Origin of the sequence: Lentibacillus salinarum (assembly GCF_042679865.1) — a bacterium.
In the GTDB taxonomy this organism is placed as follows: domain Bacteria; phylum Bacillota; class Bacilli; order Bacillales; family Amphibacillaceae; genus Lentibacillus; species Lentibacillus salinarum.
Genome location: NZ_JBHTNH010000057.1, coordinates 1 through 20717, shown reverse-complemented (window position 1 = coordinate 20717; position 20717 = coordinate 1). Strand labels below are relative to the sequence as shown.

Below are 20717 nucleotides of genomic sequence, written 5' to 3'. Positions count from 1 at the left end.
GGTTGTGTGGATCAACAAGTTCTGTCTCAAAGTTTTAAAAAATTTGCTGAAGAAGAATGCAAAGGTACGAGTGAATTGTATGAATTTCTATCCTTACAAGTAGCTTCTGATGAGCAACTACTTGAGTTATCCGCTTATGTAAGAGAAGGACAACCCAGACCAAACATGTTATTTGGGGCTGTTCATCATTTACTATTACAAGGTTTAAATCATGATTTGAAATATTATTATCCAAGTATAACTAATCCGCCAAAAAATAAGAAAGACGCTTTTCCTTTATTCAAAGATTTTTGCTTAAAGAATAAGGAAAAAATTATAGAAATTCTAAGAAGTAAATTAGTGCAGACAAATGAAGTGAGACGGTGCGCTTACCTTTACCCAACATTTTGTTATGCTTATAAACAAGTGAACAAACCCCTGGCCATGATCGAAATCGGCACAAGTGCAGGTTTACAATTAATGTGGGATCAATATAGCTATTCATATGGGACTGACAAGATATTCGGAGATGTTAATTCAAAAGTACATATCACTTCAGAAGTTAAAGGTGAACTACCGGAAATCCCAAGTTCACCCCCTCCTGTCACTAACAAAATAGGCTTAGACATAAATATCCCTAACCTTAATGATGATGAAGAATTTAGCTGGCTGAAATCACTCATTTGGCCAGAACATAAAGGAAGATTAAGGCTTTTTGATGATGCGGTTGAACTTTTTAAAAAACAACCACCAAATCTTATAGAAGGTGATGGAGTTTCATTGATTGAGGGAATCGCAAAGAAAATACCTTCTGATCAAGCAATATGTATTTTCCATACGCATGTAGCGAACCAAATACCAAAAGATGTGAAATTAGATTTATTAAATAAAATCGAGGGCTTAGGTAAAGAAAGAGACGTTATTCATGTTTACAATAATATCTGGGATAAAGCATTACACCTTGATTATTGGATTGATGGTAAAGAAACCAAGTTAATTATTGGCGATACGGATGGTCATGGACGGTGGTTTCAATGGAATCTCGTCGATTCCCTCATGTCTTACTAAATTTTCTGTAAAACTTTGATTTGACTATGCCGTTAACGAGCACTTTTGCGGAAGAACACAAGCGGAAAATGATCAAATATTTTTGTAAAAATGTATACTAATTCATAGGAGATGAATCCTTTCTGATCAATCTTTTTTCAAAACGGATTCTTTTTTATTTGCCCTAGAAACTAGAATGGGTTTTTGCGGAATATTTTTGATTAAACTTTCTTCCAAAGCTACAATAGTCGGGGTACACAGATGCACGATGTGAATTAATAATTTAGTTGTATTTTTTCATGCGTGATAGTGCCATAGAGATCATGTTCATGGATTCCTGTGACGTCACGTCGCAAGATACTTCGGGGTTTTTCCGCACACCGCACCGCCCTCCTCGACAGACGTCTAACAGAGGTCCGGTCCTACAGACCGGTGTGCGTACAGATTGTTTGTCGCGTGCGTACATAATATCGGAATATATTCCGATATTTTTCCGAGCGCGAGCTCGAACTTACGCACGCGGTTTTAAACGATTTGTATTTGCGGAGCGGGAGTACCGAAATAGTTTTCGGTACGGGAGCGAAAGCGCTGCTTTTTATAATTAGAAAGCGACGAACAGGAGCTTTCGAATGAGCAGTCCGGAGCGCAGCGTAGGACCAAGATTACAGACGCGTAAGCGTCTCGTAATCGCAGTAAGAAACCCGGTCAGCTATGCTGACTGACATGGAGCGAAGCGAAATGTCATACGGGTTTCTTATGCTCTTTCCCCTACCGCATACCGAGATTAAGTCGCCCCTTCCCGGTAAGTCATTAATCCCCGGCGCGACAGGCTTAACGACACACCGGCGCGAAATCCATGCCGACTAACCGGCTTAACTCACGTCCCGATAAACCGCGCCATAGAGCGATCAGCCGAGTTAAGTCGCCCCGATAATCGAGCGACAGGCGTATGACGAGTTAGTCGGGGTATACCGGCACGTAATTCCGTCCCGAGATGGTTTAATCAGGGGCGCGTTTCGTGCTGGAATTACGGTGCGGGATTTGCGTCAGGAAAATTAATTTACATAGATAAGAGGGAGAAGGAGCTGCCAAAAAATCAGGTAGGGGACGTTGTCAAAAAAGTGGTAGAGAAGCGCAGCGGATCGTCAGGAAAAGAATGTCGAGAGATTCAACCTGGAGTCAAATTGAAATCAAACAGCGTGCCTGATTCAAATAAAGCGAGGCGGTTGTATGTCACGAAATCTCTCTTTGTACGCACAAAGTGCGAGCTAAAAAGTCAGGAAAAACCACCGTTCTGATTCAATAAAAGGAAGGTTCCGCGCTGCTTGGACGGAAGGTTTTTCAGTGATTTCGCGTGGGGAGGAGTGAGCGGTTATACGAGGCGACAGCCGAGAAAGTCAAAAAAGACCACTAAACGACGCAGGACCCGCGCGTAAAGCACTGGCTGCTCTTGATTAGAGAGGTTTTTTCGTGAATTCTGGACGGGAAGCCCGGAGCGGTTATATGAGCGGGAGCGAAAAAGTCAACAAATACCACCGACGGGTGCGGGACCCGGCCAGAAGTCACGGGTTGAACTTGATTAGATTGGTCTTTTCGCGCATTGCGGAACGGGGAGGAACGAGCGGTTATACGAGGCGAAAGCCGAGAAAGTCAGGAAATACCACTAAGTGACGCAGGACCCGGACCGAAAGGCGTGCGTTGGTCTTTAATCGATATCAGGAGAAGGGTTTTGCGGTCTGGTGTTTCAGGTAAATCAGGATCTGTTGGCAAAAAAAAGAGATGTTTAAAGCGTGAATCACGCAGCGCACACCCGGTGCGATATACCGTGCGACATTTTGAACACACGCTGGTCACGCTCCGGTCACACTCTGGTCATACGATGGACACAGTCCGGTCACACGACCTGCATTGCATACTCTGGTCACACTCTGGTCACACCAACTGCATATAAAAGACACACTGGAGTCATACTGCGGGCACACGCCCAGAATTATACAGGGGGTCACATAAATTGCATACTGGGTGTGACTTGAAGGACATACGCCAGTCACACGGTCCGCGAATATAGTCCGTGTGACAATCAGTCCACAAAAAAGACACACTCCGGTCACACGCTGGTCACACTATAAGCATACTGCTTATGACTTGCAGTGCACATGCCCGCATTGTATACAGTGGGACACATAAAAGCCATACCCCGTGTGACAAAACGTGCATACGCCGTATGACTTGCGGCGCATACTCTGGTCATACAGGGTGTGTATAGCGTGTGACCGCCTTGTGATCGTCACGTGACCGACCGGACACATGATATGAAGTGTCGTGTACCTGTGCGGAAATACCGTCACGGGATCGGTCCGGTGTTGGGTAATAAAAAAGTTGAAAAAATCTATATACTTTCGAAGAGATATGGTATTATTTAAGCAAACGGTTATTCAAGAATCGGGCCAGTTTGTGGAATAAAGATTAAATTTTGCAATGCTCCAAAACCATCTTATATAAGATGGTTTATTTTTATAGTAAATGTAAAATATATATTCATTTATGTAAATTATACATTGAATAATGTAATTCATATGTTACAATTAAACCTAGGAGGTGTTCAGAAACATTGAAGAATAATCTTAAAGTCGCCCGTGTTCAAGTTAATTTAACCCAACAACAATTAGCTGAAAAAATAGGCATTACTCGGCAAACAATTAGTTTAATTGAAAAAGGGAAATATAATCCAACTTTAAAATTATGTCTTAACATTTGTTATGCCGTAAACAAAACATTAGATGATATTTTTTGGATAGAAAGGGGAAGATCATAAAATGATGATGCCGAAAAGAATCAATGACGAACGACTAATGATCAAAAATATGAAAAACATACGTATAATCTATGCCCTTCAAACACTCGCGATAGTGGCCTTATTAGGAGGCAGCTTTGTTACTGATGGAATGAATGGTATAAGAGAAAATCCTTTGTGGATCGTATTTGTAGCATCAACGGTTATACTGGCATTTTTATCAATGACAACCGATGAACGCCTAACATTGAAAAATCTGCAAAAAATACGTGTTGCTTATGCTGTTCAAACACTTGGTATCGTAGGCATATTGGGGTACGATCTTGTTACTGAAGGTATGGGCGGAATGAAAGAAAATCCTCTGTGGATTATCTTTATATTGTCAACGACTATATTGGCATTTTTATCAATGGATGTTGGTGTGGATCACGAGAATAATAAAAGTTCTGCTAAAAAAGGGCTAATGATTTCATTTATCGCATTAGCATTGATTAGTATTACTATTGGTATTTTCACCTCGCTTAATGAAGGATTTACCGCAACTGATGGTATCTTAACAGGAGTAATATTTTTAATATGTGGTGTAATTCCATTTCTTTTTCTATTTTACTTGAGGAAGAGAAGGGGGGATGATTTATAGTGATGCCCAAAAAACAAAGAATCTTTTGGGGAATTATTTATTTAATTTTAATTCCAATCCCCTTACTATACTTTTATTGGGATAATATATTAGGTTTAATTGGTGGCTTTTTCTTTTTGTATTTAGCTTATTATATCTTTTTTAAAGACCATTCGTCCAACGTCTAAAATATCAAATACAATGCCTTTAGGAGTAAGTTTATAATCAATAGCGGAGATAATTATTGGTGTTTCTATAATAGGATTGTATATAATATTTGGATTTAAAGATGAAGATAAATAGGATATTTACCAAATCAAACGAGGTTTAACGTGTAAAGAAAAAATGGGGGATTATATAATGAAAAGAACAGCAGAAATTATATTAAGTGTAGTTGGAATTCTATTTTATGTGCTACTCGCAGCTTTAGGTGGTACTATGTTATTTCTTCAAAATAACGAAGAGTTTCTACAAGAAATCAAAGATCAGGAATCTCAAATAGGTATAAATGATATAGATACCCTGATAGAAGGAATGAATACAGGCGGATGGCTTTTTATTGTTACATCCATTCTTGCTATTATATTAGGTATCGTAGCAATCTTTTTAATTAAAGGGAATAAGCGTCCTAAAAGTGCGGGTATCATCTACATTGTAGTGTCTGTCTTAGCTGCCATTATCACTATAGGATTTGGCATTATCCCTGGAATCTTTTATCTTATTGCAGGTATTATGGGTCTTGTTCGAAAACCGACACAGCAAATTTGAATACTGTGATAGATTAAGGGAAAAATTATTAAACAATCGGGCGCGATTGCGGAATAACAGCAAATGCCTTTATTCTCGCTTAAAATGCGGATGTGTACAATTATAATTTTCGTGGTATAATGACGGTAGCGCTAACAATATCCATTGGCAAGCACCTCCCTCCTTGGGAGGTTTTCCATTGAGTGAATCAATCAAAGTAATGGCCAGAAGCCAGGCCAGAGGAAAATTAAAAAACGTCTGTACACTTCTCAGACAATTGATATAATGGAAATATGCAATAATCGTGTTTTCCTCAAGGGAGGTCGGCGCATTCCTGTCGGTTGTAGTGTCTTGCGATACGCTATAACGGAAGGGGGTGTTGCCTATGTCTGTTTTTGAGACAATGGTCATCATGATCGCTTTTGCAACACTCGTTGTGACGATATTAGACCATAAAAAATAGACCTCCCTGAGTTTAGCAGCCGGGTGAGGTCTATTCCTTACTGGCGCTGACCCCTCTTGAAGGGGAGCGATTCATTGCTGACCGGAGATATTACCGTATCTTCGGTCTTTATTAGTTTATGTCTTTTTTCTGTTTCTATGTTTATTATAACACGAAAAAACGATTTGCAAACAAAAAATAAACTGACAGGAGTGGTTATTTTTTTTACGGTCAGTTTTACAAAAAAGAACCGGTAACCCTATTATCATAAGGTTACCGGTTTAGCATGCGTCCGCATAATAGAACATCATGTCTGCATAGTCAATCGTCCGTGTGCTTGGAATATAGATCATATCGCCAGACTGAATCACGGATGCGCCTGATCTTGGCGTGGCGTTTTCACACTGGATATATTGCTCTAGCTCGTGTATAGCAAGGTCTTTGTCTTCGCTGGCTATATAATCGAGTTCCAGTTCGGGAATCACGAAATAGGGTTTGTTTAGTTCGAACGTTAATGTTTCTGGTTCCATTTAGTATCACTCCTGATTGATTTAATATTTTTCAAGCATTAATAAGCGAAACATATAAAAACACAAGCGCACCGGTGAACATGCATAGATAACCCCAATCCGTTTTGTTTTTCGGCATGTCTTGTTGAATCGATTTTTTGATAGATATAATTAGTTTGGCGAATCCTGCATTCATGTGTGACCTCTCCTTTTATAAATGATGTCACGCGTTTTGTTGGTTGCGGAACAGCCGTGTAGCAACGAGGTTTTCCTGGTTTTGATTTATCACCGGTAACGCGTGACTATAAAAAAAAGAACCGACAATCTCGTTAAAAGACTGTCGGTTTAATGAAGCACCGCGGCGGTTCCATGCTACATAAGAGACGGCACATTGTGTGTTGCTTTATACGCTGAGACATTTCGTGCAGGGATTGCAGAAAAATCACAAAAAATCTTGTTATTTTGGATGATAGATAATACGATGTATGTTGGGTCGGAAATTTTTTCTTTTTCCGCCCGAATACATATATTTTTATTTAGAAAAAAAAAGAATTAATGGGAAAGGATGGGTAGGTTGAATGGGAAAATTTAAAGTGCTGCTTTATTTTACAAGTCTGCTTTTAATTGCTTTGATTTTCACAGGTTGTCAAGATTCTGAGAGCGAAGAAGCAGATACCGAGCAAGACGACTCTGTCATAAATTCTGAAACGGATGAGAATTCATCAGATACGGAAGAAGATGAATCAGAGTCCACAGCGGACACAACTGATTCAAAAGAGAGCGATTCCAGTAATCATTCATCAAACGAATTAGAAAACGATGAACCCAATACCGCCTCCTCACAAACGGAAGATGGATCTAGCGATGAAGATGTTGATTTATCTCAATACTCTTCTGAGAAAATAGAATACGCAAGAATCTGGCACCAACTAGGACCAAACCCGGAGATCGATAAATTATATGTTATAAAAAAGTCTGCTGGTACGCCGCTTAATCCTAAACACGAAGATGTAAGTGCTACCTACCCTGAAGATGTGATTATGTTGAAGGGCACCCGCGTCGTAGATGGAGCGGTCACATACAGCGGGAATGGGGATGGTACCATTGATAGATATAAAGTACCTGTACGTTGGAATGAAAGGTTGGGCGGGGAAGTGGATAAAGAGGAAATAAAAAATACCACGGAGCGTATTGTCAACGACACAGAGAAAGTGGAAATTGAAGCCTTAAGCAATGAAAAAATTATTGAGTACATCGAAAAAATTGAAATGGATTAATAAAAAAAGTGGCGGTCTTATTCAAGACAAATCGCCACTTTTTTGTTTAGTTTAATTTAATTTATTAAATGGCGTTCACGCATCTATTATAGTACATTTGACGATCTGATAGACCGTTATATCCGCCATTGACTCTCAATGTCACTTCAGAAACGGAAGGGTTTGTATCACATAGTGCATTCATGTTGTTATTGTCCCACCAGAACCCGGCGCTTGTCCACGGGTAATTCGCAGCAACATAATCAACGCCTATGTTGATAATATCGGAGTCGTCGATTGCGTTAGTTCCCAAATTAAGAAGTTTATGTAATAATTAGAAAAAAACAAGGGGGAGAAAGGGAATGAAAAAGCTACCAGCGATAATATTAATAGTATTATTATTCATTGGGGGAGTATCTTATGTTGTTTTATCATCAGATGAAGAAGCAGAAACAACTAGCCAAGAAACCCCAGAGTTTGTAGAGGACTCAGAATCACAAACCAAAATTAATAGCGAAACAATTCCGGAAGATTGGACACAAGAACGCTTTAACGAAACTAAAGACAATTTTGGGAGTATGACAACGATCGAAGATGTTAAAAGAGAAATTGTTCAGATGACTTCTCAAAAAGTTGAATCAAAGAGAGTCAGAGAATTGAAAGGTAATGACGCTCCGACCTTTCCTTTTACACCGGTATATCCTTCTCAATTGGGAGAATTTGAAACCCCATCAGATTATGCAGCTTTAACAGAAGATAATATAGTATATTTGAAAAATCACATTGAGGGTTTAGAATTAGATGCAGAAACGCATGAATACTTTCAAGAATTCTTAACAGAGTGGGAAAACGGAGACTTTAGTAATTTAATTGAAGTTCATAAAACTTTTTTGCTCGAGGTGTCGAACCCACCTGAAGAGCTACGAGACTTCTTAGAAGTAGATAATTACCGTTTGGCCACTGAAGAAGAAGAACAAGCATTTCTCGAACATTATGGTTTAATTAATCAGTAGTGAAACATCATACTTTATTGTTTTATCTTGGTCAACGCGTTTTCAATTTTTTGGACGATTTCGTATGATTAAACCTGTATCATTTCCTTAACTTTGATTCTATAAACGATTGATAATCCATAACCTGTTCTTCATTCATGTTGTCAGGTTCTTTTTTTATTGTGATTGCAGCTAGATCTGTAAAGTATAGGAAATAGCGCTCCTCATCTTCTGCGAGTCTTTCTAATTCATCCCATCGAAACTTTTCAGTTAAATTATGGGATTCTTTGATTAATTCTTCTTCTGATAATCTCAAAGTGAAGGAGCCTATTTTGTGTTTGTGTTGTTTAATAATATCTTTTTTATAGCGAGTTAGAATGGCGTGCTCGTAAGACTTCCATATCAGAGGAATGAGAATTAAACACAAAATAAACCCAAAAATAACAAAATATGTTGAATATCCAGCCATTATTAAAACAAACATAACCAATGAAATTGATACGATTATCTGCATCACCCTACCCTTTTTATGGAATTTAGTGTTGTTTACAGCATTCCTTTGCTGAGCAATTAAATCTTCAGCAAAGATATTGAATGTAGCAATCAAAGGGAACTTCTCCTTTTTTTGTTTACTTAGTCTAATATTTTCAATTTTAACATAAAGACATGGATCATGTGCAGAATATTATTTCTAAAATATATTTTCCAACTGAGAAAAAAGTATTAGACAAGCTCTTGATACCACTAAGAGGTTTGTTAATTAAGTAGTTCGACCAAAGAGTCATCCATCTTTTGTAAAGGTTTACAACAAAACACCGGTGCGGAATTCCGCACCGGTGTTTAATTTTCTTCAGGTTCATTGAACTACAACAGCGCTCACAGTAAGGCGAACCGCTCAGTAGCTTGATTACTTTGTGAGCACTATTGGTATAGATTTATGCTTCAAGGTGGACAACCCTTCACGATCGATACGGATGGCGATCAGAATGAAGTAATCACCCCTGCTAATGCATTCATGAAATTGGTGGGTGAAGTGAAGTATCTCCAGGAGGAAGTGGTTTCAACCAGAGGATGAATTTCTTAAATACGTGAGAAGTTAAAAACGCGAAATTCTTGTTTCACTGTACCCACCTTTTTGATGAACGAAGTAATGTTTCAAGGGATCTAGGTAATTAAAAAAACGTATATCGCTTCATTCATAGATAGAGAGATTTGTCAATGACTTTTTTTAAACTTTTTGTATATTCATGTGAACAAATGTTCTCAGGGGACTATTGATGACATTTAGTATCATGGCTTATCATTGTAGTAACAAAGAAAAAGGAGGTTTGAATATGCCGAATGGTAGAATTTTCACAAGCGTTCGTATTAAGGAAGAAAATGCAACTAAAATTGATGAATTAATAGGACATTTTCAAGGACAAATATCACTTGGGAGTGTACACAAACAGGACGTCGTGGATTTGGCAATCGAAAAACTTCACGAGAAAATCTTTCCGGAGCAGCGCTATCATCATCAAGTGCAAATAGATGGACGACCAGTCCACCAAGCGCAGCCATAACAAAAGCCGAGCTAATTACTGCGATGGTTTATGCAGAGGAGGGATGATGGTGATGTAGCTCAGTGAGGAAGAAATGGATCTAACAATCCTTTTTGACAAACAGAAACAAAGGGAAAAATAGCCCCTTGAAGCGACATTCGCAACAGGAGCTAGACGTAAACGTTCGAGTTTCGATTACTGACCGTGCCAGGGTCAGAACTACTTTGCTTCGAATTGTACGAAACGCAACACCAAACAAAAAATATGAGAGGTGGCATCATATGCCCGATATGAGCTTTATAGTTACTACTAATAATAACACTAATTCTGAAAAAGTCAAGAACGAAGATGGATATAACGCTGTAACCGTAGGTGATAATACCGGTGGTAATGGTGGAAATAATAATGGAAATGTTACAGGAAACAGCGACGATGACGGTCAGTCGAATAACCGTGTGCAGTTGCCGGATGATGTTTACATCCCGAAATACCTTTCGCGATTTTTGAACAATCTGAACCCTCCGGAACAAATTAATAAAAAGTTTTTACTGCGTGTCGGCGAAGATGCGTTGATGTCCAAGATACAGAGTGTGGAAGAATACAACATGACTGTCGCGAAATCGTTAAAAAAACACGTCCCGACGAAAATAGAATTCGATGAAGTAGCAGTGATCATGATGTCTATTTTCACACTCAGAAATATACAGATGACGGAGCGACCTGACGACACACTGCTTGCAATATATGACCACAACAAAGATTCCCCGAAGATGGGGGTTTACAATCCGAGCAGGGCGTTTCTTTATGAGATAATGGAGCGGCTGGCGCCTAACTTTAAGCAACGCGAAATGGATGAGGTAGTGTACAAGATCGAGCGGGCAGTACCGACAGTCGAGCAGACGAAGAAGCGTCACTTGTTCGCGGTAAACAACGGAATCTATAATCAGGAAACGAAGCAGCTGATGCCGTTCAGCGCCGAGTACGTGTATCTAACAAAAATCCCGGTGGATTATAAACCACACCCAATAAACCCTGTGTATACAGCACCGGATGGTTATCAGTGGGACGTGGAAAGTTGGATGACAGACTTATTCAACGGCGACCAGGAAGTCATAGAACTAATATGGCAGGTTATTGCGGACTGCTTGCAGCCGAACCATTCCCGCCACAAGAGTATATGGTTTTATTCGGAAAAAGGAAATAACGGTAAAGGTACACTTGGTCAGTTAATTAAAAACTTACTCGGGAAAGGAAACTACGCTTCGTTATCCGTTGCGGATTTCAACCATGAATTTTCGAAAGATACTCTGTTAGGTGTAGCGGCTAACATAGCGGACGAAAACGACGTGAATACGTATTTAGAATCATCTAAAGACTTCAAAGCGAGTATAACAGGTGATGATATAAACATTAACAGAAAACACAAGTCAATGTTACGTATGAAATTCTTAGGTACGAATATTCAGATGATGAATGGTATGCCAAAAACGAAGGATAAAACAGACTCGTTCTATCGCCGCATTCTTCCGGTTCCGTTTCTGAAATCATTCACAAACAATGGCGAAAGGAAATACATTAAAGATGATTATATCAATCGGAGAGACGTATTGGAATACGTGCTACACAAGGCATTGAGTTTAGACTTTGAGGAGTTCATCCTGCCACGTGCCTCAGCTCAGTTGTTATCGGATTACAAAGAAAATAACGACCCTGTATTGGATTTTTGGAACGAACTAAAAAATGAGTGGGCTTGGTCTTTATTACCGACACAGTTTGTATATGATGTTTACAAGCAATGGCGGATTATGAATAACCCAAATGGTAAGACGCTGAAAAAACGTGAGTTTTTTGATAACCTTGTCCCGATTATAGAGTCACAAGGCGAATGGGTGGATAGTCGTAAAAAATCGGTAAGGTCAGCAGGTAGGATGGATAAAGGGGAACCATTGATAAAAACATATGGTTTGTATAAAAATGATGGTAGGGGCAACCTTGGTCCGTGGAACTATCTTGCGTACGATGAACAAAGATTAAGTAATGGTATAGTGAGCTCAAAACGCAAAGATACGTATAAGGGATTAGAACGTATATAAGTCACATAAAAAGATTGGAGGATGGAACCTCTAGTCTTTTTTTGTGCCAAAATGACGAGTAATTCCTGGCACAAAACGGGCGCATTTTCGTATTTTTACACTTAAACGGGCACAAATCACAAGAAAATATCACGTGGTTGATAATATATTTTATATTTTGTGCCCATCTCGTCGTTTTGTGCCCGTCTTGTGCCTGTTTCAAATTGCATTTTGGCACAAATATTCACACTAAAATCCTACTGGCTCAGTGGTTTATATTTTTGTGCCAGTTGTGCCTGTTTTTTATATAAAGTTATATAAAAAAATAAAAAAGCAAATATATAAATATAAAAAAACTTCTTGAAATAAACTGGCACAACTGACACAAATCTGAAATTAACGAAAGACTTATCACCACCCCACTTTTTACCTGTGAGAACCACATAATTCCTAAGTCACAAGGTATTATACCTTTGGTTTCTTAGAGAGACTATGACCTAAAAGGAATCCCCACATGGAAAAGAGAGACCAACAACCCGGGCTCGCAACAAAAACTCAGGAAAAGGTTGGGAAACTCATGAGCAAAAATAAAGCCAAACAAATAAGCTTCATTGGGTCTTTGCCCAATTTCACTGCTTCGACGGTCACATAAAAGGGCCGCATATAAATACAAAGTACATCATTACGTGGATAAGAAGAATAATCTATTTTGATTTACGTTCGTATTTAGAATTTTTGTTCTTATTATTCGTGAGGTATTTAAGTTTTCAATGTCAATAAATAGTAGACGACACCGATGCGGGTTCACTCGCATCGATTTGGCTTGTCATAATCTATGGAAGTATCACACATAAGTATTATTACCAGATTTCTTCCCCTTCTGGCTTCCCCCAATCAATTTCTTCATGCTGATTTTTCTTTTGTGACCCCCGCCATTAATTCTTCTAATGTTGGATCTTTTGGATTTCGGGCAGTTGCGGGCATATGATTCACTCCTTTACTGTCCTTTTGCTATTGTTCTATGTCCATCCTCAATCTGTGACTTGTCATTGAATCTGTCGAAATGCGCCTCATATTATGGCATAATATGAGAATGTATAAATTTAAGACAAGGTTGTGTATCATCATGACAAATTCGAAAGAGAAGAACACAGAGAAAAAAATGCAAATCTATCAATCAAATGATTTGGTTGAAGCGATTTATGAGGATGAGTTGACAGCAACCGAGCATAAAATCATCCGATATGCTGCCGGTAAAGTTAGTAAATCACCCGAATCTTTTCCCGATGTTTCGTTTACAATCTCAGAGTTCATAAAAGTAGCAGGTATTTCCGGTAATGATTATCATGCCAAAGTGGAGAAAATAATGGACGAACTCACGAAGAAAAACATCATGATTAAAACGGAATTACAATCCGGTTGGTTTCCTTGGTTTAAAGGGATCGTGTATGAAGACGATATGGTACATATTCAATTCAATGATGTGATCGAGCCGTATCTCATGAACGCCGAAACATTAAAGCTATACCCTTGATTGTGACCGCAAGCTACAGGCTTGCGGGATCTAGGGATTGATGCGCATGGACTCTTGTGATTTTGCGCTGGAATAGGAATATATACTCGACATGAAAAAGGAGGAACGCTGAATGTTGACTGGTTAGATGTAATGCAACGCCTAATGTTCTCACTCTACATTGATTCAAATTCCGCCAAAATCAAAATTAATAATATCTACTCTTGAATTATTACTTTTAACGTTAATTTGCACTAATTTAAAGTGCTGTTTTGCACCTGATTCTTTTAATAAACAAAAATCGTGAGTTATGAACTTTCATTCCCTTCCTTACTTAAATAACGGTACAGCGTAGCCTTGCTGGTTCCGGTCATTTCTTCAATTTCTTTCACACTGTATTCCTCGGTATGATACAGTTTGATGGCCTTAGTAATGTCTTTTTGATTCACTGTTGGACGTCCGCCTTTTCTACCTCTGGCTCTGGCACTTTTCAATCCTTCTTTCGTGCGTTCTACAATCAAATCCCTTTCAAATTGGCTGAATGCCTGAAAAACGGTCATCATCAACCTTCCTTGCGGCGTAGATGTATCAAAGTTTTCTTTGTTGCTGACCAATTTTACATCATGCTCTTCAAAGTAATTGACCAGATTAATTAAATCCTTTGTGCTTCTGCCGAGTCTTGAGAAACTTTCAACGACAACCATGTCACCTGGTCTTATTTTATCTTTCAAGCGTTCTAATTCAGGTCGATCAGCCTTGGTCCCGGTCATTTTTTCCGTTAATATTTCATTACAGTTATAGGATTCCAGTAAATCTACCTGTCGGGATAAATCTTGCTGCTGGGTACTGACCCTCGCATACCCATAAATGTATTGAGGCATAAAATAACCACCTTTCAAGTCAAATTGTATCACAAAAGGTAGTTTTAAATGCATAGTTTTTGAATAAACTTTTGAAACTGATAATCCTATTGTTATTTAAGAAAAAATAAGTTATTCCATGTTGTTTCAAAAACATTCGTTTTTAATACAACTCATATTAGTCAAAGTTAACAATTTTAGAGATAATTCTGATAGAATACAATTAAAAAGCGCATTTTCTAAGGAAAAGGGGTTTGTTATTAAAGTAAGAGTTTGTAAATAAAAGATGAAGAGTATCTTTGTCAAGGAAAATACTTAAACATTCGGGCCGGATTGTCCAAGAGGGTTATTCGCTCATATCCCCTCGGTTCTTTACCATACATGGGTGTTTTCGAAAAGAATCATTGAATTTTAACTTTTAGGGAATATATGTTCGTGTTATGATGAATTTAGAGAGTGATGGAAAAATGGGGAGGTCATTTATTTGGGAGCACAATCACAGTTTAGGAAGCTTTTAAGCGATATTGAACCAAGCCAAACTACAAAAAGTGATGCTAGCGCAGGTCATGAAAACCTAAGAAAGTACCTTAAAGATGATGACACATTCAAAAGTTACCGTGAAACGGACTTCTTATCCGGTTCATATAAACGAAATACGGCTATCAGACCAAGGAAGAAAGATGGGATTGTTTCTCGTCCAGATGTAGACATAATTGTGGTGACAAATCACATAAAAGACGATGAACAACAAGAGGTCATTGATTTACTGTACGATACATTGAAACCTAAATATTCAACTATTCGGAAACAAGCTCGCTCGGTAGGAATTGAAACAAATAAAGTAGATATGGATGTGGTGCCGATTATTGCACCCAATGGCAAGGATGGCACTTTATATATTCCGGATCGTAAGAAAGAGGAATGGGTTGAGACTGACCCTCCCAAGCATACAGAATGGACAACAGAAGTAAACACGGATAGTGGAGGGCGATTTAAACCACTAGTTAAATTGATGAAATGGTGGCGCAGGCAAAATCCTACTATTGCTAAGAAACCAAAAGGATTTGTAATTGAATGTATTGCAGCAGAATGCATGGATAAGGACGAAAAGCAGTATGATGAGTTATTTGTAGGGACCTTAGAAAAAATCGTAGAAAAGTATGCTTTTTATATTGGGTTACGTATGGTGCCTCACATTGAAGATCCTGGGGTTCCGGGTAATTCGGTCATGAACGGCATTACTTTTGATGCATTTGAGGGATTTTATTATAAAGTTAAATCCCATGCGGAAAAAGGAAGGAAAGCGATCAATGAAACTGATAAAGAAAAGGGGCTTAAATTATGGCGAGAGATTTTCGGGCCGAGATTTCCAACCACCGAAAGTGCAAACTCTTCTTCCCTGTTAAAGAATGCTGTAGAACCTTCTTTATCTTTTCCCGACCGCCCGATAAAACCAAATAAACCTGGAGGGTTTGCTTAATGAAATTTTGGTTTTTATCGGACACAAGTCGTCTAATCAAGGAAAAGAATGAAATTGAAAAATTACAGTTAACGGCAGCATGGTTAGAGGAAACAGAGTGGATTTTGGATGATGGGTTAGCATTGATAGCCAAAATAAAATCCCATGGGCACCTTTATGAAGTGAAATTAACTTATCCACCTTTTTTTCCATCGACACCGCCAATGGTAACACCAATGGAGGAGGAGGCGGATTGGTCGTCTCACCAGTATGAAAATGGTTCCTTGTGTCTGGAATGGGGACCAGATAATTGGTATCGATCTGTTACTGGAGCGAATATGTTGGAAAGTACCTACCGTTTAATTTATATGGAAAATCCTTTAGGCGAGACAGGGGAAAAGCATCTTGTCATTTCCAGACACTTTTTAACACAAGGACAAAATTTAAGAAACAAAATATTCAGGTTACATGTTGAACCTGAACTCCTGAACATCATATCAAATTTACAGGAAAATTATGTGGCGAACATAAAGTTTGTCTTTATTTTTGGGGATCGTAAAACAGCTGTTTTGCATGTGCTTGAAATAGAGGACATTGAAGGAAGTGTTTGGGAAAACACTTCTTTACCGGACGATATTAAACCTAATTATGAATTAACAGGATTATTATTGAAGACTGATCTATCGTCAACTGAAGTTGAGAAGTTGAATACGATCAATCAATGGGAACAACATTACGATACGGAATCAATCAATCCTTTGTCAGAAGAAAAACTAATTATTGCAATGGATAATGAAAACAATCCCCATGTCCTAATGAGTAGTACAAGCAAAGAAAAATTGTTCTCCATTCCTTTGGTAACGGAAGAGCATAAAGAGAGACTTCCCAATCAATTGGTCGGTTTGAACGAAAAGAAGATTGGGTTAGTCGGTTTGGGATCTTTAGGCAGTAAGATAGCGCAATCATTGGCGAGGACAGGAGTCCGAAAATTTTATTTAGTGGATGACGATGTCTTTTTACCGGGGAACTTGGTGCGTCATACTTTGGATTGGAAAAGTGTTGCTTCCCATAAAGTAGATGCAGTAGAAAATCAATTAATGAATATATCATCTGCTGTGGATGTAGAAGTTTCAAAAATTAATTTATCCGGTCAAGAAGCAACAACCTCATTAAATACGGTACTGTCCAAGCTAGGTAATTGCGACTTGATCATAGATTCAACAGCCAACCCAAGAGTATTTAATTTCTTGTCAGCGGTTGGGACTACCTATGGAAAGCCAATGGTTTGGGGTGAGGTTTTTGCTGGTGGGATTGGAGGATTAATTGCAAGAAGCCGACCAAAAGCTGATCCGGATGCACTGACGATGAGAAAAGGCTTTAATGGATATACCATGCATCTACCCGAATTTGAATTTAAGATCCGTGAATTGTATGCAACAGAAGACCAGCAGGAAGAAGTAATGGTAGCTTCAGATGCCGATGTTTCGATAATAGCTGGTCACCTTACTCGTTTTGTGTTGGATACTGTCTTACAACCTGGTCAATCCATATATCCCTATTCAATGTACTTGATAGGTTTGTCAAATTCTTGGATATTCGAAGCGCCGTTTGATACACGCCCTGTCCATATTAACCATCTACCAGATGAAACAGAAACAGTAGAAAATGAAGAAGAACGTAATAGAACCATTGATTTTATTGCATCTTTACTGGAGAAAAGTGATGATTAAGCTTATCCTTCCTAAGGCAATTGAACAGGAGTTGAAGAAGGAGTTAATAGTAGCCGGGACACAGGAAATTGGAGGTGTGCTTTTAGGGGAACATGTCAGCGAAGGGGTATTCCGGATTAGTGATTTCACCATCCAACGATCAGGCGGGACTGTAGTATCTTTTATTCGGCATATCCACCAGTCGTTAAAAAATCATCTGACTGATTTTTTTAATAAAACAAAATGTAACTACACCAAATTTAATTATTTAGGGGAATGGCACTCGCATCCCTCCTTCGAGCTAACGCCGAGTATAAGGGATAGGCAAACTATGTGGCAAATCGTGAACGATCCTACTGTGGGAGCAAACTTCGTTATGCTTTTATTGGTAAAGAGGAATGAGGGGGAAGTTGAGGGAAGTGTGTCAATCTTTGTACCGGGAAATCCAATGATACTAGGGGATTTAATAAGAGAGGAGGTAGAGTGAATGGTGAAAAATGAAAATGGAAAGCAATCACCCTCGTTGTTAGAAAAAGAATCTACAGGAGGCGATATTGCTTCCTCTGGTTTCGATTTTCAAGAGTACCTTATTTTGTGCAAACTTCCACATTGGTTATCTTTTGAGGGTTTTTCTTCTGTAATTTGGGAATCGGTAGGTGATATTGAAGCAAAATTTTTTGATCCTCAGAAAGGAGAAGTGATTGAGGCGATTGAAGCTAAGGACCATCGGATAATACCAAAAGAATTTTGGGAAGAAATCGATCGATTTAAGAATATGGACGAAGGCAGCCCGGGCACATACCGATGGTTCACACTGTCCTGTACAGGGTTATCTGAAAAGTTACATCCTCTGATAAATGGATTGAGAAGGTTGCGCGATCCTTATCCGTTCTACAGTCAAACATCAGGTGTGTTTGAAAACTCTTATGAAGATTATAAAGAAAAGGTAATCGGCTTAGGCAAAAGTGAAGAAATGGCAGAATTTCTTTTCCGTAAGGTTTCCATTGAGGATAAATGGGGATCACTTAGTGAACAGGCAAAGGGTATGTTTAATATCGAATTCATTCGACATCTCCCAGGATATGATTTAAGAGGAAGTGAACAAGAAAAAGTATTTGATGTGTTGCACAGCGTTGTCCGGTCACAAAAAAATAAACCGGTGTTCCGTCAATGGTTAAAGCAAGCTATGCATTCAGTTATTAGTGAAGATACTATACCACATGATCAAAAAGTACATATTCATACAGAAATTAATGAATTGCCCGAAGAACCCAGAAAAATAAATTTTTTATGGGAATCCTTTTTTGGTGGTAAGGAAAGAAAATATCCAGAGTCAGCTGTTTGGACAGAAGAGATGTACAATAATATAGTTGCAACAAAAAAGTGGATTGAAAAGAACCGGTCTTCTAAAAGGATTCATTTAAGTGGGCATCGCAGACTATCTTCAGCTATGGCAATAGGAGCTGTATTTTCATCGGTATCAGGATTTACTATTGAAGCAGAGCTAAGAGAAGGTGATATTTGGGCAACAAACAAACATCCAAATAACCAAACTCCAGGATGTGACTTTGCAGTTGATTTCGAAGAAGGTTTGGATAAACAGCTGATTGTTACAATAGGGATTACAAGAGACAGCATTTCCGATGAAGTTACAGCTTATTTAAAAGGTGAAAAACTAAGCTATTCTTCAAAACTCTATATGCATACAGAATCACCAATAACTACTGCAGAGCAGGCTAGTCTGGTAGTAAACAAATTAAAAAAGGAAATTAAAGCTGCAGCTACCAAAGTGGATGCAGAGAAAGTTCATTTATTTTATGCCGGGCCGGCTCTTTTAGCGCTCTTTTTAGGTCACCGATGGAACGGGATGCCGTCCGTCCAGTGTTATGAATGGATAAATACAGGGCAGTATGTGCCGACATGCACTTTTTAATGCAATCAACCTAACTCTAATTGACCCGGTTTAATCTTTGTGTAAAACGTGGGAATACATAATTTGGTCAGTTACTACTAATGTTAAATTTCAAATAATTCTCTTGATATCGAGACATAACTAACGGTGACGATTACCCAATAGGTTATTCTCCCCATTTAAATTTATGTACGAAAAGGTTTATAACGATGTCTAATCCATATGATTGTTTTACTGACTCATTTTCGTTGAAAAGGTACTAGATGGAAATGAATTTTTTTCAGAAGGACTTACTTATATAATTAAAAGTTTGTGTTATCTTGAGTTCGAGTCTTCCGCTAACGGGCACTATTCTCTAATAAGGAATGGCGCCAATATCGCATATTAGAGCGCTTTAACAGAATTAGAAAGCGCCCGTTCTGTATTGGAAGATCAACACAAGAAGTTTCAAACAATTTATTCCACCTTTTTGAGGGATTATGCAAAACACCAACATTACAATTAAAACAGTTTGTTTTTTATAATCCATTCCCCATTATTTTTCTCGATCCAATTTCTATTTATTAAATCATTAATGCTTTTTTGAATCTTATCTGAACTATACCCTAAACGCATCTCTAATTCTCGAATAGAAGCCACCTTTCCCTTTTTATTATCGTGTTGCAGAACCGTGACTAATTTTCTTTCGAAATCAGACAGCTGCAAAATTATTCTTCCTCTCTTGGATAATGAACTTTAAATAACCGATTATATACTTTCTTCAGTAATTTATATAAAAAGACCACCATTATAAGGTGGTCAAAATAAAAGGGTGTCAATTAGAACATACATTCCCTTAGGGGGTTGATTATATTATAACCCGTTTATTTAAGTTAAGTCAATAAAAAAGAACTTTTGTTCCCGTTAAAGACAAGCAAAGTTTACCAAGCTATCTAGCTGTCATTCAATCTTTTTTATTGTTCAATTAGAGTACACTCTAACGATACATAAATGAACATTGATTTGAAGGTGTTTTCGGTGTATTATTAGGGTTGTATGATAATTGAATTACATATAGAGGTGTTTTTTAATGATCATCGGTTATGCGAGGGTAAGTTCTAAAACTCAAAATCTTGCTAGACAAGTTCATGATTTGAATGAATTGCTTCTTCGCTATTTAGTGTTTAGTCTAAAACCTCATATAGGTGTCAACACTAGGTAAAAACCTATTAAATTACCTGGGAGTTGACCGTTATGAATGATTTCCAAGAAAAATATAATGTATTT

19 protein-coding genes are annotated in these 20717 nt (G+C 38.3%); 14 read left to right on the top strand and 5 right to left on the bottom strand.

The features are described from left to right. Nucleotides 1–6 precede the first annotated feature (6 nt). The 5 genes from ACFQ4A_RS17405 to ACFQ4A_RS17385 all read left to right on the top strand — a co-directional run bounded on the left by ACFQ4A_RS17405 (nucleotide 7) and on the right by ACFQ4A_RS17385 (nucleotide 5649). On the top strand, nucleotides 7–1047 hold the full coding sequence (locus ACFQ4A_RS17405; RefSeq protein WP_382402663.1) for a DUF2332 domain-containing protein: 1041 nt from the start codon (nucleotides 7–9) through the stop codon (nucleotides 1045–1047). A gap of 2590 nt (nucleotides 1048–3637) precedes the next feature. Further along, entirely contained in the window at nucleotides 3638–3841 is a 204-nt protein-coding gene (locus ACFQ4A_RS17400; protein WP_382402662.1) for a helix-turn-helix transcriptional regulator, read from the top strand. A 1-nt stretch (nucleotide 3842) separates the two neighbouring features. Further along, entirely contained in the window at nucleotides 3843–4460 is a 618-nt protein-coding gene (locus ACFQ4A_RS17395; RefSeq protein ID WP_382402661.1) for a hypothetical protein, read from the top strand. Between the two features lie 339 nt (nucleotides 4461–4799). Next, nucleotides 4800–5207, top strand: coding sequence for a DUF4064 domain-containing protein (locus tag ACFQ4A_RS17390; RefSeq protein ID WP_382402660.1), 408 nt, complete (start codon nucleotides 4800–4802; stop codon nucleotides 5205–5207). A gap of 364 nt (nucleotides 5208–5571) precedes the next feature. Next, entirely contained in the window at nucleotides 5572–5649 is a 78-nt protein-coding gene (locus tag ACFQ4A_RS17385) for a putative holin-like toxin (RefSeq protein ID WP_369693701.1), read from the top strand. Nucleotides 5650–5909: 260 nt separating this feature from the next. Here the strand turns inward: ACFQ4A_RS17385 and ACFQ4A_RS17380 are convergent, their stop codons facing one another. Both ACFQ4A_RS17380 and ACFQ4A_RS17375 read right to left on the bottom strand, forming a co-directional pair. Further along, nucleotides 5910–6158: a hypothetical protein gene (locus ACFQ4A_RS17380; protein ID WP_382402659.1), complete on the bottom strand. Its 249-nt coding sequence runs from the start codon at nucleotides 6156–6158 to the stop codon at nucleotides 5910–5912. Between the two features lie 31 nt (nucleotides 6159–6189). Continuing rightward, nucleotides 6190–6333 (bottom strand): hypothetical protein, encoded by a 144-nt coding sequence (locus tag ACFQ4A_RS17375; RefSeq protein ID WP_382402658.1) that lies wholly within the window; start codon nucleotides 6331–6333, stop codon nucleotides 6190–6192. A gap of 382 nt (nucleotides 6334–6715) precedes the next feature. On the opposite strand from ACFQ4A_RS17375, the gene ACFQ4A_RS17370 reads away from it, so the two are divergent. Then, nucleotides 6716–7414 carry a hypothetical protein gene (locus tag ACFQ4A_RS17370; protein ID WP_382402657.1) on the top strand — a complete coding sequence of 233 codons (699 nt, stop codon included), beginning with the start codon at nucleotides 6716–6718 and terminating at the stop codon, nucleotides 7412–7414. Between the two features lie 341 nt (nucleotides 7415–7755). Further along, on the top strand, nucleotides 7756–8406 hold the full coding sequence (locus ACFQ4A_RS17365) for a hypothetical protein (RefSeq protein ID WP_382402656.1): 651 nt from the start codon (nucleotides 7756–7758) through the stop codon (nucleotides 8404–8406). Between the two features lie 79 nt (nucleotides 8407–8485). Here ACFQ4A_RS17365 and ACFQ4A_RS17360 read toward each other — a convergent pair whose 3' ends face one another. Next, nucleotides 8486–8992: a YcxB family protein gene (locus ACFQ4A_RS17360; RefSeq protein WP_382402655.1), complete on the bottom strand. Its 507-nt coding sequence runs from the start codon at nucleotides 8990–8992 to the stop codon at nucleotides 8486–8488. A 727-nt stretch (nucleotides 8993–9719) separates the two neighbouring features. Here ACFQ4A_RS17360 and ACFQ4A_RS17355 point away from each other — a divergent pair. From ACFQ4A_RS17355 to ACFQ4A_RS17345, 3 genes are all read left to right on the top strand, one after another. Further along, a complete protein-coding gene (locus ACFQ4A_RS17355) occupies nucleotides 9720–9947 on the top strand; it encodes a hypothetical protein (RefSeq protein ID WP_382402654.1) in 228 nt (75 codons plus the stop codon). 260 nt (nucleotides 9948–10207) lie between these two features. After that, nucleotides 10208–12019 carry a DNA primase family protein gene (locus ACFQ4A_RS17350; RefSeq protein ID WP_382402653.1) on the top strand — a complete coding sequence of 604 codons (1812 nt, stop codon included), beginning with the start codon at nucleotides 10208–10210 and terminating at the stop codon, nucleotides 12017–12019. 1105 nt (nucleotides 12020–13124) lie between these two features. Continuing rightward, nucleotides 13125–13532 (top strand): replication initiation protein, encoded by a 408-nt coding sequence (locus ACFQ4A_RS17345; protein WP_382402652.1) that lies wholly within the window; start codon nucleotides 13125–13127, stop codon nucleotides 13530–13532. 287 nt (nucleotides 13533–13819) lie between these two features. On the opposite strand, the gene ACFQ4A_RS17340 is transcribed toward ACFQ4A_RS17345, so the two are convergent. Beyond that, nucleotides 13820–14392 carry a recombinase family protein gene (locus ACFQ4A_RS17340; protein WP_382402651.1) on the bottom strand — a complete coding sequence of 191 codons (573 nt, stop codon included), beginning with the start codon at nucleotides 14390–14392 and terminating at the stop codon, nucleotides 13820–13822. Nucleotides 14393–14855: 463 nt separating this feature from the next. On the opposite strand from ACFQ4A_RS17340, the gene ACFQ4A_RS17335 reads away from it, so the two are divergent. The 4 genes from ACFQ4A_RS17335 to cap4 are packed head-to-tail and all read left to right on the top strand — an operon-like array spanning nucleotide 14856 to nucleotide 19472. Next, nucleotides 14856–15851, top strand: coding sequence for an SMODS domain-containing nucleotidyltransferase (locus ACFQ4A_RS17335; RefSeq protein WP_382402650.1), 996 nt, complete (start codon nucleotides 14856–14858; stop codon nucleotides 15849–15851). Next, nucleotides 15851–17560, top strand: coding sequence for a ThiF family adenylyltransferase (locus ACFQ4A_RS17330; RefSeq protein ID WP_382402649.1), 1710 nt, complete (start codon nucleotides 15851–15853; stop codon nucleotides 17558–17560). The genes ACFQ4A_RS17335 and ACFQ4A_RS17330 overlap by 1 nt, the downstream gene beginning before the upstream one ends. Then, nucleotides 17553–18026, top strand: a complete 474-nt coding sequence (locus ACFQ4A_RS17325; protein ID WP_382402648.1) for a Mov34/MPN/PAD-1 family protein — start codon at nucleotides 17553–17555, stop codon at nucleotides 18024–18026. Before ACFQ4A_RS17330 ends, ACFQ4A_RS17325 begins: the two co-directional genes overlap by 8 nt. Next, the gene (gene cap4 / locus ACFQ4A_RS17320) at nucleotides 18027–19472 is read left to right on the top strand and encodes a CD-NTase-associated endodeoxyribonuclease Cap4 (RefSeq protein ID WP_382402647.1); all 1446 of its coding nucleotides are present in this window, start codon (nucleotides 18027–18029) and stop codon (nucleotides 19470–19472) included. It abuts the gene before it with no gap. 480 nt (nucleotides 19473–19952) lie between these two features. On the opposite strand, the gene ACFQ4A_RS17315 is transcribed toward cap4, so the two are convergent. Next, nucleotides 19953–20156, bottom strand: a complete 204-nt coding sequence (locus tag ACFQ4A_RS17315) for a hypothetical protein (RefSeq protein WP_382402646.1) — start codon at nucleotides 20154–20156, stop codon at nucleotides 19953–19955. Nucleotides 20157–20717 lie beyond the last annotated feature (561 nt).